The sequence below is a fragment of the Cedecea neteri genome (genome assembly GCF_000758325.1).
Lineage (GTDB): Bacteria > Pseudomonadota > Gammaproteobacteria > Enterobacterales > Enterobacteriaceae > Cedecea > Cedecea neteri_B.
This window is the reverse complement of the sequence record NZ_CP009459.1, coordinates 3,528,672-3,543,280: the sequence shown is the minus strand read 5'-3', so window position 1 is coordinate 3,543,280 and position 14,609 is coordinate 3,528,672. Positions and strand designations below refer to the sequence as shown.

The 14,609-nt window shown below is 56.3% G+C and carries 15 protein-coding genes; 11 read left to right on the top strand and 4 right to left on the bottom strand.

From position 1 onward, the window contains the following. Nucleotide 1 precedes the first annotated feature (1 nt). The gene (gene pspF / locus LH86_RS16565; protein WP_039303570.1) at nt 2-1,000 is read right to left on the bottom strand and encodes a phage shock protein operon transcriptional activator; all 999 of its coding nucleotides are present in this window, start codon (nt 998-1,000) and stop codon (nt 2-4) included. 172 nt (nt 1,001-1,172) lie between these two features. On the opposite strand from pspF, the gene pspA reads away from it, so the two are divergent. The 7 genes from pspA (at nt 1,173) to tyrR (ending at nt 7,329) form a co-directional block, all read left to right on the top strand. Then, the gene (pspA, locus tag LH86_RS16560; protein WP_008461354.1) at nt 1,173-1,841 is read left to right on the top strand and encodes a phage shock protein PspA; all 669 of its coding nucleotides are present in this window, start codon (nt 1,173-1,175) and stop codon (nt 1,839-1,841) included. Between the two features lie 61 nt (nt 1,842-1,902). Further along, on the top strand, nt 1,903-2,127 hold the full coding sequence (gene pspB / locus LH86_RS16555) for an envelope stress response membrane protein PspB (RefSeq protein ID WP_008461355.1): 225 nt from the start codon (nt 1,903-1,905) through the stop codon (nt 2,125-2,127). Beyond that, nucleotides 2,127-2,486, top strand: coding sequence for an envelope stress response membrane protein PspC (gene pspC / locus LH86_RS16550; protein ID WP_039303566.1), 360 nt, complete (start codon nt 2,127-2,129; stop codon nt 2,484-2,486). Before pspB ends, pspC begins: the two co-directional genes overlap by 1 nt. 249 nt (nt 2,487-2,735) lie before the next feature. Next, nucleotides 2,736-2,966 (top strand): phage shock protein PspD, encoded by a 231-nt coding sequence (gene pspD / locus LH86_RS16545; RefSeq protein WP_008461357.1) that lies wholly within the window; start codon nt 2,736-2,738, stop codon nt 2,964-2,966. A gap of 112 nt (nt 2,967-3,078) precedes the next feature. Then, nucleotides 3,079-4,476, top strand: a complete 1,398-nt coding sequence (locus tag LH86_RS16540) for a YcjX family protein (protein WP_039303563.1) — start codon at nt 3,079-3,081, stop codon at nt 4,474-4,476. Beyond that, nucleotides 4,473-5,540 carry a YcjF family protein gene (locus LH86_RS16535; RefSeq protein ID WP_039303560.1) on the top strand — a complete coding sequence of 356 codons (1,068 nt, stop codon included), beginning with the start codon at nt 4,473-4,475 and terminating at the stop codon, nt 5,538-5,540. The genes LH86_RS16540 and LH86_RS16535 overlap by 4 nt, the downstream gene beginning before the upstream one ends. A 226-nt stretch (nt 5,541-5,766) precedes the next feature. Beyond that, on the top strand, nt 5,767-7,329 hold the full coding sequence (gene tyrR / locus LH86_RS16530; RefSeq protein WP_039303557.1) for a transcriptional regulator TyrR: 1,563 nt from the start codon (nt 5,767-5,769) through the stop codon (nt 7,327-7,329). Between the two features lie 51 nt (nt 7,330-7,380). Here tyrR and tpx read toward each other — a convergent pair whose 3' ends face one another. After that, on the bottom strand, nt 7,381-7,887 hold the full coding sequence (gene tpx, locus LH86_RS16525) for a thiol peroxidase (protein ID WP_039303554.1): 507 nt from the start codon (nt 7,885-7,887) through the stop codon (nt 7,381-7,383). Nucleotides 7,888-8,025: 138 nt separating this feature from the next. Here tpx and ycjG point away from each other — a divergent pair, with 138 nt between their 5' ends. Further along, complete coding sequence (ycjG, locus tag LH86_RS16520) at nt 8,026-8,991, top strand: L-Ala-D/L-Glu epimerase (protein ID WP_039306316.1); 966 nt, start codon at nt 8,026-8,028, stop codon at nt 8,989-8,991. Between the two features lie 3 nt (nt 8,992-8,994). Here the strand turns inward: ycjG and mpaA are convergent, their stop codons facing one another. After that, nucleotides 8,995-9,666 carry a murein tripeptide amidase MpaA gene (gene mpaA, locus LH86_RS16515; protein ID WP_052045607.1) on the bottom strand — a complete coding sequence of 224 codons (672 nt, stop codon included), beginning with the start codon at nt 9,664-9,666 and terminating at the stop codon, nt 8,995-8,997. A gap of 203 nt (nt 9,667-9,869) precedes the next feature. On the opposite strand from mpaA, the gene LH86_RS16510 reads away from it, so the two are divergent. Further along, nucleotides 9,870-11,489, top strand: coding sequence for a peptide ABC transporter substrate-binding protein (locus LH86_RS16510; protein ID WP_039303551.1), 1,620 nt, complete (start codon nt 9,870-9,872; stop codon nt 11,487-11,489). A 72-nt stretch (nt 11,490-11,561) separates the two neighbouring features. After that, nucleotides 11,562-11,828 carry a DksA/TraR family C4-type zinc finger protein gene (locus LH86_RS16505; RefSeq protein WP_039303548.1) on the top strand — a complete coding sequence of 89 codons (267 nt, stop codon included), beginning with the start codon at nt 11,562-11,564 and terminating at the stop codon, nt 11,826-11,828. Between the two features lie 27 nt (nt 11,829-11,855). On the opposite strand, the gene LH86_RS16500 is transcribed toward LH86_RS16505, so the two are convergent. Continuing rightward, nucleotides 11,856-13,034 (bottom strand): GGDEF domain-containing protein, encoded by a 1,179-nt coding sequence (locus tag LH86_RS16500; RefSeq protein WP_052045606.1) that lies wholly within the window; start codon nt 13,032-13,034, stop codon nt 11,856-11,858. A 184-nt stretch (nt 13,035-13,218) separates the two neighbouring features. On the opposite strand from LH86_RS16500, the gene zntB reads away from it, so the two are divergent. Then, on the top strand, nt 13,219-14,202 hold the full coding sequence (gene zntB / locus LH86_RS16495) for a zinc transporter ZntB (RefSeq protein WP_039303546.1): 984 nt from the start codon (nt 13,219-13,221) through the stop codon (nt 14,200-14,202). The last annotated feature ends 407 nt before the right edge of the window (nt 14,203-14,609 follow it).

Below are 14,609 nucleotides of genomic sequence, written 5' to 3'. Positions count from 1 at the left end.
TTCAGTCCGGCGTCAGGCTGCTTAACTGGTGCTTTTTCAGCATCGCTCGTAGCTGATGATAACTCACGCCCAGCAGTTCTGCAGCCCGGCGCTGGTTAAAAGTTGCCTGCTTCAGGCTTTGTTCCAGCAGGTTTTTCTCCTGTTCGTTTTGCCAGCTTCGCAGATCGAGCGGCAGGCCGGGCAGGTTCGCCGGAGCCTCTTGTCTGGCCTGATGGAGCGGGGCAGGTTTATGAGTAAAAGGGTTAAGGATAATGTTATCCAGTGCTTCATCACTTGAGCCGTGGCGGTAAACCGAGCGCTCGACCACGTTTTTCAGCTCACGGATGTTGCCCGGCCAGCCATAGTTAAGCAGCGTCTCGCAGGCCCTCCCGGTAAAGCCGGGGAACAGCGGCAGATTAAGTTCCCGGCACATTTGAATGGCAAAGTGATCGGCCAGCAGCAGGATATCCGATCGCCGCTCGCGCAGGGGCGGGAGCATCACTACGTCAAACGCCAGTCTGTCGAGAAGGTCGGCGCGGAATTTCCCTTGTTCGGCCAACTCCGGCAAATCAGCGTTGGTGGCGCAGACCAGGCGAGTATTCACCTGCAGTGGCTGGCTGCCGCCCACGCGCTCAAGTTCGCCGTATTCCACCACCCGCAGCAGCTTCTCCTGCACCAGCATTGGGGCCGTGGCCAGTTCATCCAGAAACAACGTGCCGCCTTCCGCGCGCTCAAAGCGGCCCTGGTGGCGCTTCTGCGCGCCGGTAAACGCCCCTGCTTCGTGGCCAAACAGCTCGCTGTCGAGCAGGTTTTCGTTCAGCGCCGCACAGTTGAGGGAGATAAACGGCCCCTGCCAGCGCTGGGAGAGGAAATGCAGGCGGTTGGCGATAAGCTCTTTCCCGGTGCCGCGTTCGCCGATGACCAGCACGGGCTTATTCAGCGGGGCCAGACGGGAAACTTGCTCCATGACCTCCAGAAAGCTATTCGCCTCTCCGATCAGGCTGTCCTTATTTTCAGGCATGGTTAAATTCACTAATAGTTAGTTAATTTAACCACTATAGCGGCTTTTATGGGATCGTCAAATTTCCATGAATCCTTATTAATCAATGAAATAAAAAGTTGGCACGGATGCTGCAATATCCTGTCAGAGCAGAGTGCCTGGCACCTGAGATAATGACTAAGAGGATTGAATTATGGGTATTTTTTCTCGTTTTGCCGACATCGTGAATGCGAACATCAACTCCCTGCTGGAGAAAGCGGAAGATCCGCAGAAGCTTGTGCGCCTGATGATTCAGGAAATGGAAGACACGCTGGTGGAAGTGCGCTCCACTTCAGCCCGCGCTCTGGCCGAAAAGAAACAGTTGAGCCGCCGCGTGGAACAAGCTACCGCGCAGCAGGCCGAATGGCAGGAAAAAGCCGAACTGGCGCTGCGTAAAGAGAAAGAAGATCTGGCGCGTGCCGCACTGATTGAAAAACAGAAGCTGACTGACCTGATAGTCACGCTGGAAAATGAAGTCGTGCACGTGGATGAAACTCTGGCGCGCATGAAGAAAGAAATCGGCGAGCTGGAAAACAAGCTGAGCGAAACTCGCGCTCGCCAGCAGGCGTTGACCCTGCGTCATCAGGCGGCCTCTTCTTCACGCGATGTTCGCCGCCAGCTGGATAGCGGTAAACTGGATGAAGCGATGGCCCGATTCGAATCTTTCGAGCGCCGCATCGACCAGATGGAATCCGAGGCGGAAAGCCACGCCTTTGGCAAACAGAAGTCTCTGGACGCGCAGTTTGCCGAGCTGAAAGCGGATGATGAAATCAGCGCCCAGATTGCCGCGCTGAAAGCAAAAATGAACCAGGATCGTCAATAATAATCCAGGCCGCGATGCGCCCGGTGCATCGCGACTCAAGCCTGACCCGTAAGGAGTACACATGACTGCGCTTTTTCTTGCTATCCCGCTGACCATCTTTGTGCTGTTCGTGGCGCCGATTTGGCTGTGGCTTCACTACAGCAACCGTCCTGATGCAGGGCAGCTTTCACAGAGTGAGCAGCAGCGGCTCGCCCAGTTGACCGATGAGGCGCGACAGATGCGGGAGCGCATTCAGTCTCTGGAACAGATCCTCGATGCCGAACACCCGAACTGGAGAAACAACTAATGGTGAATTCATTTTCCGGTCGTAAGCTGTGGCGCATCCCTGAGAAAGGGATGGTGAAAGGGGTTTGCGCGGGTATTGCGCAATACCTTGATGTGCCGGTCAAGCTGGTTCGCGCCATTGCGATTTTATCGATATTCTTTGGCCTGTCGTTCTTTGTGCTGGTGGCCTACATCGTGATGACTTTCGTGCTCGACCCCATGCCCTACGGCGCAGATGAAAAAGATACGCAACCAACCAACCGCGATCTGCTGAACGCGGTGGATGCGGAGCTGGCTGCCGGTGAGCAACGTTTACGCTCGATGGAGCGTTATATTACGTCTGACACCTTTACGCTGCGCAGCCGTTTTCGTCAGCTGTAAAACAACCCTCACCCTAACCCTCTCCCTGAGGGAGAGGGGATAAACAGGTGCTTTTCCGCCATTGAGGGAGAGGGGATAGACAGGTGCTATTCTGCCATTGAGGGAAAAGGGATAAACAGAGGCGCTATTTTGCTATTGAGGGAGAAGGGATAAACAGGTTTTCTCCCTCTCCTGGGGGAGAGGGCCGGGGTGAGGGCGCCCAGGCTCAATGCCAACCGCGCACCGCAATTAACCGCTTTTGGAGAGACAATGACTACATTCCATTCCGTCAGCCAGAAAGCTAAACCAGGCCTGAAACTTGCCGGGAAGCTTGCTTTACTTGCCGCGCTGCGCTTCGGCCCGGCGGGTTTTGCGGCGTGGGCGATCAAATCGGTAGCCCGCCGTCCGTTGAAAATGATACTGGCCGTGGTGCTGGAGCCGTTACTGACCCGCATCCTGCGCAACGTCTCTGATCGTTACGACCGCCGCATGGCAAAATAACCTTCCTCCCGGCGGCGGGTTCCTCCGCGCCATGCTTTGATTCCTGGCAATCGCCCCCATTTGATATTATCAATGAAGGTATTTTCTGCAGCGGAAGGCAATCAGGACGCTTATGAACCGACTCAAAAACGAATTTAACGCCCTGGTAAACCGGGGCGTCGATCGTCATTTACGCCTCGCGGTAACCGGGTTGAGCCGCAGCGGTAAAACCGCATTTATCACCGCGATGGTCAACCAACTGCTGGGCATTCATACCGGTGCACGGCTGCCAATGCTTAGCGCCGCGCGTGAAGAGCGTTTGCTTGGCGTTAAACGTGTACCACAGCGCGATCTGGGCATTCAACGTTTCACCTATGATGAAGGTATGGCGCAGCTTTTTGGCACGCCTCCAGCCTGGCCGACGCCGACTCGCGGCGTAAGCGAAATGCGCCTGGCGCTACGATACCGTTCTAACGACTCGCTGCTGCGCCACTTCAAAGACACGTCCACGCTTTACCTGGAAATTGTGGATTACCCTGGTGAGTGGCTGCTCGACCTGCCCATGCTGGCACAGGATTACCTGAGCTGGTCGCGCCAGATGACCGGCCTGCTGCAGGGCCAGCGCGCCGAGTGGTCGGCGGAATGGCGCCGCCTTTGCGAAGGGTTAGATCCTCTCGCTCCCGCCGATGAAAACCGCCTGGCGGCGATTGCCGAAGCGTGGACCGACTACCTGATGCGCTGCAAAAAAGAAGGGCTGCATTTTATTCAGCCGGGGCGCTTTATCCTGCCCGGAGACATGGCGGGCGCACCCGCGCTGCAGTTCTTCCCGTGGCCAGATGTGGATGCTTTTGGTGAGTCGAAGCTGGCCCAGGCGGATAAGGGCAGCAACATCGGCATGCTGCGCGCGCGTTTTGATTACTACTGTGAAAAGGTGGTGAAGGGGTTCTACAAGAATCACTTCCTGCGCTTCGACCGTCAGATAGTGCTGGTGGATTGCCTGCAGCCGCTCAACAGCGGGCCTCAGGCGTTCAACGATATGCGGCTGGCGTTAACCCAGCTAATGCAAAGCTTCCACTACGGGCAGCGCACGCTGTTCCGCCGTCTGTTTTCCCCGGTGATCGATAAGCTGCTGTTTGCGGCCACCAAAGCCGACCATGTTACGGTAGATCAGCACGCCAACATGGTTTCTCTGCTGCAACAGCTCGTGCAGGACGCCTGGCAAAATGCGGCCTTCGAAGGCATCAGCATGGACTGCATGGGATTGGCTTCCGTGCAGGCAACGCAAAGCGGCATGGTGGACGTGCAGGGGGAACAAATCCCGGCACTGCGCGGCAATCGCCTGAGCGACGGTGCGCCGCTGACGGTGTATCCGGGGGAGGTGCCTTCGCGCCTGCCTGGCAATGCTTTCTGGCAAAATCAGGGCTTTCAGTTCGAACAGTTCCGGCCGCAGGTGATGGACGTTGACCGTCCGCTGCCGCACATCAGACTGGATGCGGCGCTGGAATTCTTAATTGGAGATAAATTGCGATGAGCGATCCTATTAAACCGCGCATCGATTTTGCGCAGCCGCTGGAAGTGGAAAAAGAGCAGGACTGGAAAGCGGCACACGCGTTCAGTGAACCGGAAGCGCAAAAGTTTACCCCGGTCACCGCCAGCGCTGAAACGCTTGCCGACGAAGAAGGGCAGGCTGAGGCGGTTATTGAGGCTGCTTTAAGGCCGAAACGCAGCCTGTGGCGCAAAATGGTGACCGCCGGGCTGGCGCTGTTCGGCGTCAGCGTCGTGGCTCAGGGCGTACAGTGGACCCACAACGCTTTTGTGACTCAGGACTGGATCGCGCTTGGCGGCGGCGTTGCCGGGGGGCTTATCGTCGCGGCTGGCGTTGGCTCGATTGCCAGCGAATGGCGGCGGTTGTGGCGTTTGCGCCAGCGTGCCGAAGAGCGTGACGAGGCGCGAGAGCTGCTCGCCAGCCATAGTACGGGCAGAGGGCGGGCGTTCTGCGAAAAACTGGCCGGCCAGGCCGGGCTGGATAAAGGCCATCCGGCGCTGCAGCGCTGGTATGCCTCGATCCATGAAACCCACAACGACCGGGAAGTCGTGGCGCTTTATGCTCAGCTTGTTCAGCCGGTGCTGGACGCGCAGGCCCGCCGTGAAATTAGCCGCTCGGCCGCTGAGTCCACGCTGATGATCGCCGTCAGCCCGCTGGCGCTGGTGGATATGGCTTTTATTGCCTGGCGTAACCTGCGCCTGATCAACCGCATCGCCACGCTGTACGGTATCGAACTGGGCTATTTCAGCCGCATTCGCCTGTTCCGCCTGGTGCTGCTGAATATCGCTTTCGCCGGGGCGAGCGAGCTGGTGCGTGAAGTCGGCATGGACTGGATGTCGCAGGACATTGCCGCCAGGCTTTCGGCTCGTGCCGCGCAGGGGATTGGGGCCGGGCTGTTAACTGCCCGTCTGGGTATTAAGGCGATGGAACTCTGTCGTCCGCTGCCGTGGCTGGAGGATGACAAGCCCCGGCTGGGGGATTTCCGTAAACAGCTTCTGGTTCAGCTGAAAGAGACGCTGGCCTCCGGGAAAAACAAACCGGCTAGCTGAATTTGTATCATTGACCCTAAGGGCGGCTTCGGCTGCCCTTTGTTGTTTACAGCGCAGGTATAAATTTCGTGCTTGTTGACCAGTGGTTTGTCTTTTAGTGTCAACATTTCATGACAGGTATCTTCTTGCCAACGGCTAACTGCGTTATTATCCCTGCAACTCTATGAGGTCCTTCAGCCCGGCTGAAGGTCGTATAGGCCGTTTTTCGTAACATAAGGTCACCTGCATGCGTCTGGAAGTCTTTTGTCAGGACCGCCTTGGTCTCACTCGTGAACTGCTCGATCTGTTAGTACTGCGCGGTATTGATTTGCGCGGTATCGAAATTGACCCGATCGGGCGTATTTACCTTAATTTCTCCTCCCTTGATTTTGAATCTTTCAGCAGCCTGATGGCGGAAATTCGCCGCATCCCTGACGTTACCGATGTGCGTAAAGTGCCGTGGATGCCATCCGAGCGTGAACATCGCGCCCTGAGCGCGCTACTTGAAGCTCTGCCGGAGCCGGTGCTGTCGCTGGATATGCGCAGTAAAGTTGAACTGGCTAACCCGGCAAGCTGCGCGCTGTTTGGGCAGAGCGAAGATCGTCTGCGTAACCATAATGCGGGCACGTTGATCAGCGGGTTTAACTTTACCCGCTGGCTGGAGAGCGAGCCGCACGACTCCCATACCGAACATGTTGTGATCCACGGGCAAAACTTCCTGCTGGAGATAACCCCGGTTCATCTGGATGGTGAAGATAATCAGCCGCTGCTGGTGGGCGCGGTGGTGATGCTGCGTTCTACCGTGCGCATGGGGCGCCAGCTGCAAAACCTCTCCAGCAGCGATTTCAGCGCCTTTGACCAGATTGTCGCTGTCAGCCAGAAAATGCGTCATGTGGTTGAACAGGCCCGTAAACTGTCGCTGCTGAATGCGCCGCTGCTGATTGTGGGCGATACCGGTACAGGCAAAGATCTTCTGGCCAACGCCTGCCACCTGAGCAGCCCGCGAGCGCAAAAACCTTACCTGGCGCTGAACTGCGGCTCTATTCCTGACGATGTGATCGAAAGCGAACTGTTTGGTCACGCGGCCGGGGCTTATGCCAACGCCGTCGAAGGTAAAAAAGGCTTCTTTGAGCAGGCCAACGGTGGTTCTGTGCTGCTGGATGAAATCGGCGAAATGTCGCCGCGTATGCAGACCAAACTGCTGCGCTTCCTGAACGACGGCACGTTCCGTCGCGTGGGCGAAGAACACGAGGTGCATGTTGATGTCCGCGTGATTTGCGCGACGCAAAAAAATCTGGTGGAGCTGGTGCAGAAAGGTGATTTCCGCGAGGATCTCTATTATCGCCTCAATGTCCTGACCCTGAACCTGCCGCCGCTGCGCGATCGCCCGCAGGACATCATGCCGCTGACGGAACTGTTTGTGGCGCGCTTTGCCGACGAGCAGGGCGTACCGCGGCCTAAGCTATCTCACGATTTAAGCAGCGTGCTGACGCGCTACGGCTGGCCGGGCAACGTGCGTCAGCTGAAAAACGCTATCTACCGCGCTTTAACCCAGCTGGAAGGCTACGAGCTGCGTCCGCAGGACATCCTGCTGCCGGACTTTGACTCGGCCAGCCTGGCCGTGGGGGAAGAGGCAATGGAAGGCTCGCTGGACGATATTACCAGCCGCTTTGAGCGTTCGGTGTTAACGCAGCTTTACCGCAGTTATCCAAGCACGCGCAAGCTGGCAAAACGGTTGGGCGTTTCCCATACCGCGATCGCCAACAAGCTGCGTGAGTACGGGCTGAGCCAGAAGAAGGGCGAAGAGTAAAAACAAAAAACCCCGGTCTCCCGGGGTTTTCTTTTCATACAGGCTTTAAGCTTAAGCCTTCAGCACTTCCAGTGCCGCAGCGTAATCCGGCTCGGTGGTGATTTCATTCACCAGCTCGCTGAAGATCACTTCATCGTTTTCATTGATAACCACTACCGCACGTGCGGTCAGGCCTTTCAGCGCGCCTTCGGCAATGCTGACGCCGTAAGTCTGTTGGAACTCAGGGTTACGCAGGGTGGACAGGGTGACAACGTTGTTCAGGCCTTCAGCGCCGCAGAAACGGGACTGAGCGAACGGCAGGTCGGCAGAAATACACAGCACAACGGTGTTATCCAGCTCGGTAGCCAGCTGGTTGAATTTGCGCACGGACGCGGCACACACACCGGTGTCGATGCTTGGGAAAATATTCAGCACTTTACGTTTGCCGGCAAACTGGCTCAGCGCAACGTCAGAAAGATCTTTCGCGACCAGAGAGAAGGCGGCGGCTTTGCTGCCCGTCTGTGGGATCTGACCTGCAACCTTGACCGGGTTGCCCTGGAAATGAACGGTTTGTGACATGTTTAATCTTCCTTTTACATAAAATTAACGCCGGGGACAGTGTATTCCAGGAAATCCGTGATGAACATAAAAAACTGAAAGTACATGCAAAAGCGCGGGCTCGCTATACTCAGGCGATAACCCCAAGGGAGACTGATGATGAGAACAGTGAAAGTTTACCAGGAAGCCTGGCCGCTCCATACGCCATTTGTGATATCGCGTGGAACCCGCAGTGAGGCGATAGTGGTGGTGGTGGAAATTGAAGAGAACGGCATAAAAGGCGTCGGCGAATGCACGCCATACCCGCGCTATGGCGAAAGCGATGCTTCGGTACTGGCCCAAATCACCACGGTACTTTCACAGCTTGAGCGCGGTATGACGCGCGCTGAATTACAGCAGGCTCTTCCGGCTGGGGCGGCGCGGAACGCCATTGACAGCGCGCTTTGGGACCTGGAAGCCCGCCTGAAACACACCACGATATCAGCCCTGAACGCCGTCGAATTGCCGGAAATGGTGACCACGGCGCAAACCGTGACGATTGCCGCCCCGGAACAAATGGCTGCCTCAGCGGCGTTGCTTTGGCAGAAGGGTGCGCGTTTGCTCAAGGTAAAACTGGACGATCGCCTTATCACCGAACGGATGGTGGCCATCCGGGCGGCGGTGCCGGAAGCCATTTTGATTGTGGATGCCAACGAGTCCTGGCGCAGCGATGGCCTGGCCGCCCGCTGCCAGCTGCTGGCCGATCTCAACGTGGCGATGCTGGAACAACCGCTGCCGGCGGGGGATGATGACGCGCTGGCGAATTTTATTCACCCGCTGCCGATTTGTGCCGACGAAAGCTGCCACACCCGCAGCAGCCTGCCAGCGCTTGTCGGACGCTACGACATGGTGAACGTTAAACTCGATAAAACCGGGGGCTTAACCGAGGCATTATTGCTGGCTCAGGCCGCGCGGGAACAGGGTTTTGATGTCATGCTCGGCTGTATGCTATGCACATCGCGCGCCATTGCCGCCGCTTTACCGCTGGCGGCTAAGGTGCGCTTTGCCGACCTCGATGGCCCCACCTGGCTTGCCGTCGACGTGGAGCCCTCGCTGCATTTTGAAACGGGCAAACTTTACCCTTAACGTTTACCTGTGCCAGTGCAAAAGGTCAGTCATCGCCCGCAGGTAGCGCTCGCTGGCCTCATCGGCTGAAATCGGTGGGAATTCAGCCGTAATACACGGCAGGCCTAAGTCGGCACACCAGCTGCCGAACGACCCCGGCGTTTCGTAACCAACGCTGGTCACCAGCGGGAGCGCAAAGGCTTCTGCCAGCCAGTGTCCCAGCGCGGAACTGTGCGGATCTTCGATACAGCCCAGCGGATCGTGAAAAGAGACTACCCAGGCGGGCTGCAGCTGATGAATAAGCTGACACAGCGCGGTGGTTTCCGGTTCGGATCCCGGCGTTTGCCCGGTAGAAAGCACCACATCACGCTTGTCCGCGCTGCTGTTCCAGCGGTAAACGGTATCGCCCGCTTTCCAGTTGGCCGCCGGGAAGTTGCGGTTCAGGTCGACGCCGTGCGCGTTGGCGCGCAGGCCAAGCTGGCAGCCGTCCGGGTTCACAGCCAGCACCACATGATGCCGCCTGAACTGCGGCTCAAGCGTTCTTAAGGCGCAGGAAAGCGCCACCATTGCGGCGTTTTCATCCCCGTGAGTACCGGCAATGATAAGCCCGCTGCGTTCTTCCGTTTGAGTCGCTGGGAAATAGAGCAGCGGCGCACCTAATACCGATTTGCCGTAGCGTTCACAGCCCGGCGGCAGATGGCCGCGCTGGGGCGAGGGCGGGTCGTGGGCATGATATTCCTCTCACTGAATAAAGCGGCTATTAGCGTCATTAATAGCAATGTTTTAGGGAAAACTCACCTTAATCCGCAGATGTGAGCTTTTTCCTGGAATCAAAAGAATAAATTACGCTACAGTAACTTACACCAATCTCCTGAATGCAAAAACACGGAAGGAAAGCGATGAAAAAAAGCCTCAGTTTTAGCTGTTGTGCGTTGGCCATGGCCACCATGCTGCAAAGCGCCTGGGCGGCGGATGTTCCTGCGGGAACGAAGCTGGCGAGCAGTCAGGAGTTAGTCAGACATATTAAAGATGAACCCGCGAGCCTGGACCCTATCAAAGCGGTTGGCCTGCCGGAAATTCAGGTGATTCGCGACCTGTTTGAAGGCCTGGTCAACCAAAACGAAAAGGGTGAGCTGGTGCCGGGTGTTGCCACCAAATGGCAAAGCAACGACAACCGCATCTGGACGTTTACGCTCCGCGACAACGCCCGCTGGTCCGATGGAACGCCTGTCACCGCCCAGGACTTTGTTTACAGCTGGCAACGCCTGGTTGACCCTAAAAATACCTCTTCGTTTGCCTGGTTTGCCGCGCTCGCGGGTATCACCAACGCCCAGGCGATTATCGACGGGAAATTGCCCGCAGACCAGCTAGGCGTTACCGCCGTGGATGCTAAAACGCTGCGCGTACAGCTTGATAAACCCGTGCCGTTCTTCCCAAGCCTGGCGGCAAACTTTGCCTTCTATCCCACGCCTAAAGCGGTTGTTGAAAAATTGGGTAATGAGTGGACGAAACCCGGCAATCTCGTGGGCAATGGCGCATTTACGCTGCAGGACCGCGTGGTGAACGAGAAGCTGGTTGTGGTGCCGAATAAAAACTACTGGGACAACGGAAAAACGGTGCTGACCAAAGTGACCTTTATTCCGATCAACCAGGAGTCGGCGGCCACCAAGCGCTACCTGGCCGGTGATATCGACATCACCGAATCTTTCCCGAAAAATCTCTACCAGAAACTGCTGAAAGACATTCCGGGGCAGGTTTACACACCGCCGCAGCTTGGCACTTATTATTATGCGTTTAATACGCAGAAAGGGCCTACGGCGGATGCTCGAGTGCGCCTTGCCCTGAGTATGACCATCGACCGCCGCCTGATGGCTGAAAAAGTGCTGGGTACTGGAGAGAAACCGGCGTGGCGCTTTACGCCTGACGTGACCGCGGGCTTTAAGCCGGACCGCTCTCCGTTCGAAGACATGAGCCAGCAGGAGCTGAACGCCCAGGCGAAAATGCTGCTGCGTGCCGCCGGCTATGGCGATGCCAAACCGCTGAAACTGACGCTGTTGTACAACACTTCCGAAAACCACCAGAAGATAGCGATTGCCATTGCATCGATGTGGAAGAAAAATCTGGGCGTTGACGTGAAGCTGCAAAATCAGGAATGGAAGACTTACATCGACAGCCGCAACACCGGCAATTTCGATGTCATTCGTGCGTCATGGGTAGGGGATTACAATGAACCTTCTACTTTCCTGTCGCTGTTAACGTCTACCCACAGCGGGAATATTTCACGCTTCAATTCCCCTGAATACGACAAGCTGCTGTCCCAGGCCGCGCAGGAAACCACCGACAAAGCACGGAACGCGGATTACAACGCCGCCGAAAAAATCATTCAGGAAAAAGCGCCCATCGCGCCAATCTACCAGTACACCAACGGTCGCCTGATTAAACCGTGGCTGAAAGGCTACCCGATCAACAACCCGGAAGACGTGGCCTACAGCCGCACGATGTATATTATTAAGCACTAAGCGCGGCTAAAATTTAGTCAAAAAAAGTGTTATTATAGTCACCTCAGGCATAGCGATTGCGGAGGTGACGAGATGGCATCAGGTTGGGCCAATGACGGCGCCGTTCAGGAGCAAATCGACAGTACCGTAGACGACGCCGTGGCCAGAGCGCGCAGCGAGCTACCGAAGGGCGAAAGCCTTGAGTACTGCGAAGAATGCGGCGAACGCATTCCGGAAGCACGGCGCAAAGCGATTCAGGGCGTGAGGTTATGTATTAACTGCCAGCAGGCGGAAGATGCGCACCGGGCCACGTTTTCAGGCTATAACCGACGCGGCTCCAAAGACAGCCAGTTACGCTAGTAAGAACCGGGCCATCGCCCGGTTTTTTTATCCCGCGACAGGCTCATCGGCTACGACGTTGCTTTCCACGCCATAGCGGTGCCAGCGGTTTCTCCCTTGTTCTTTAGCCGAATACAGCGCGGCATCTGCCTCTGCAATAAGTCGGGTCGTACTAATTTCTTTCGCCCAGCCCGCTATCCCCAGGCTCACCGTAACCGCTGGATTTACGGGCGAAGCGCTGTGCTCCAGCGCGGCCTGAGCCAGGTTACGTTGGATGCGCTGCGCAACCAGCACGGCCTCTTCGCTGTTGGCACCCGGCAGCAGAATAACAAACTCCTCGCCACCGAAACGCGCCACCAGATCCCGATGGTGGCGGACAGATGCCTCCAGAATATGGGCGACGCGAATCAGGCATTCGTCGCCAGCCAGATGACCATAGCGGTCGTTGTAGTTTTTGAAATGGTCCACGTCCACCATGATGAGCGACAGCGAAGCGTTCATCTGCTGCCCACGCTGCACGCTTTTATCCAGCAACAGCTGAAAGCTGCGGCGGTTGGCGATGCCGGTCAGTGGATCTCTGTTTGCCAGCGATTTTAGCTGATGAATCAATGTGTTGTTTTCCAGTTCCCGCTGCATGGCCAGCCGACACCAGCCGTGCAAAATACGTCGGCCCGATTCAAAAACAGCGGCGATAAGCAGGTAAATAAGGCTAAGGAATATAACGTCACCTGTCGGGTAGAAAAGATTCCCGGCAAACGCTACCAGCCAGACCGGAATCACAAAGGCATAGAGCGCCCTCGTGTCGGAATAGAGTGAAACAAGCGCGGAAAAAATCAGCAACGAGGCAAAAGGAAACACCGTTCTGACATCATGCTCCGACAGCAAAATAACAAAGCCCAATGCCCAGCAAGGGCTAAGCAGCACTATCACGCGGTGGGTAAAGACTCGCAGCGGCTCGCTTTGCTTATTGTCGATCATATTGACCATAAAAAGCGTGGCCGCACAAAGCACGGATATCACTATCATGGTGCCGTCGAGCAGATTCTGAAAACGAACGGTTCCCGTCGATTCGCGCAGTGGCGTGAAAATATCTCGCCCGAATATAAATGCAGAGAACAGCAGGTTGAGCCAGAGAAACCAACAGGTACTGATGGTGACGGAACGCTGGCGCATCATGGCCAGACGTAATTCCAGATCCGAGGTGGGCTTACGTCGCTCTGATAACATGCTGATCCTTATCCCTCCGGGCAGATATCGCTCTGTGTTTAACTTTAGCCCCTGACGGTGGGTTGTCTAATGATTAAGCGATTTTCCCAGCTAATTCAGACTGTTTCACGCCAACCAGCGGTTGCCTTCGTATCAGAGATGGCTAGACTGACAGAAAGAACTGACCCAGCTTGAGGATTGCGCAGTGGATGTAATTAAAGGCAGCGAGTTGCATGTGCCGGACGCGGTGTTTGCCTGGCAACTGGATGGCAAGGGCGGCGTGAAGCCGCTCGACAACAATGAAATTATCGACAGCGAGCATCCCTGCTGGCTACATCTGAATTACACCAACGCCGACAGCGCCGACTGGCTGGCCAACACGCCGCTACTGCCGAACTATGTCAGGGAGGCGTTAGCCGGTGAAAGCATGCGCCCCCGCGTTTCTCGCGTGGGTGACGGCACGCTAATCACGCTGCGTTGTATCAACGGCAACACCGATGAACGCCCGGACCAGCTGGTGGCCGTGCGGCTTTACATTGACGAACGGTTGATTGTCTCAACCCGCAGGCGGCAAGTTCTTGCGCTGGATGATGTGGTGAACGACCTGAATGAAGGCACCGGTCCAACCGACTGCGGCAGCTGGCTGGTGGATGCCTGCGATGCGCTCACCGACCACGCCAGTGAATTTATCGAACAGATGCACGATAAAATCATCGACCTTGAAGACAACCTGCTCGATCAGCAGGTACCGCCTCGTGGGGCTTTGGCGTTGTTGCGTAAACAACTGATTGTCATGCGTCGCTATATGTCTCCGCAGCGTGACGTCTACGCTCGCCTCGCCAGCGAACGGCTTAGCTGGATGAACGACGACCAGCGCCGCCGCATGCAGGATATTGCCGACAGGCTGGGCAGGGGGCTGGACGAAATCGATGCCTGCATCGCCCGCACCGGCGTGATGACAGATGAAATCTCCCAGGTCATGCAGGAATCCTTAAACCGCAGAACCTACACCATGTCGCTGATGGCGATGGTATTTTTACCCAGCACGTTTTTAACCGGGCTGTTCGGTGTAAACCTCGGCGGTATTCCCGGCGGCGGCTGGGCCTTCGGCTTCGCGCTGTTCTGCATAATGTTGGTGGTTATGATCGGCGGTGTTGCCTGGTGGTTACATCGCAGTAAATGGCTGTAAAGTTGCGGAATTTTAAGCGGGTTTGTGGGCGAAAACGGCGCTGTTATTGAGCAAAATCAAGAAACCGAAAGCCGCGCAGGCGCAAACTCTCTCTCGCAGGTGAATGCAACGTCAAGCGATGGGCGTTGCGCTCCATATTGTCTTACTTCCTTTTTTAGAATTACTGCATAGCACAATTGATTCATACAATGCCGACTTTTAAAGTCGGCTTTTTTTTGCCTGTGATTTGTGGACTATGCTTTAAAGGGCGATTCACCCACGCAGGAGATGACGATGCTGTATCGCAACAGCCTGATGATGAGCGACCCGGCTTTTCCCACCGAACCCGTACCGGTACCGGACCCGCTTCCGCGGCCGCAGCCGATACCCGATCCGCCGACCGACCCGGATCCAAGGCCGATAATCGA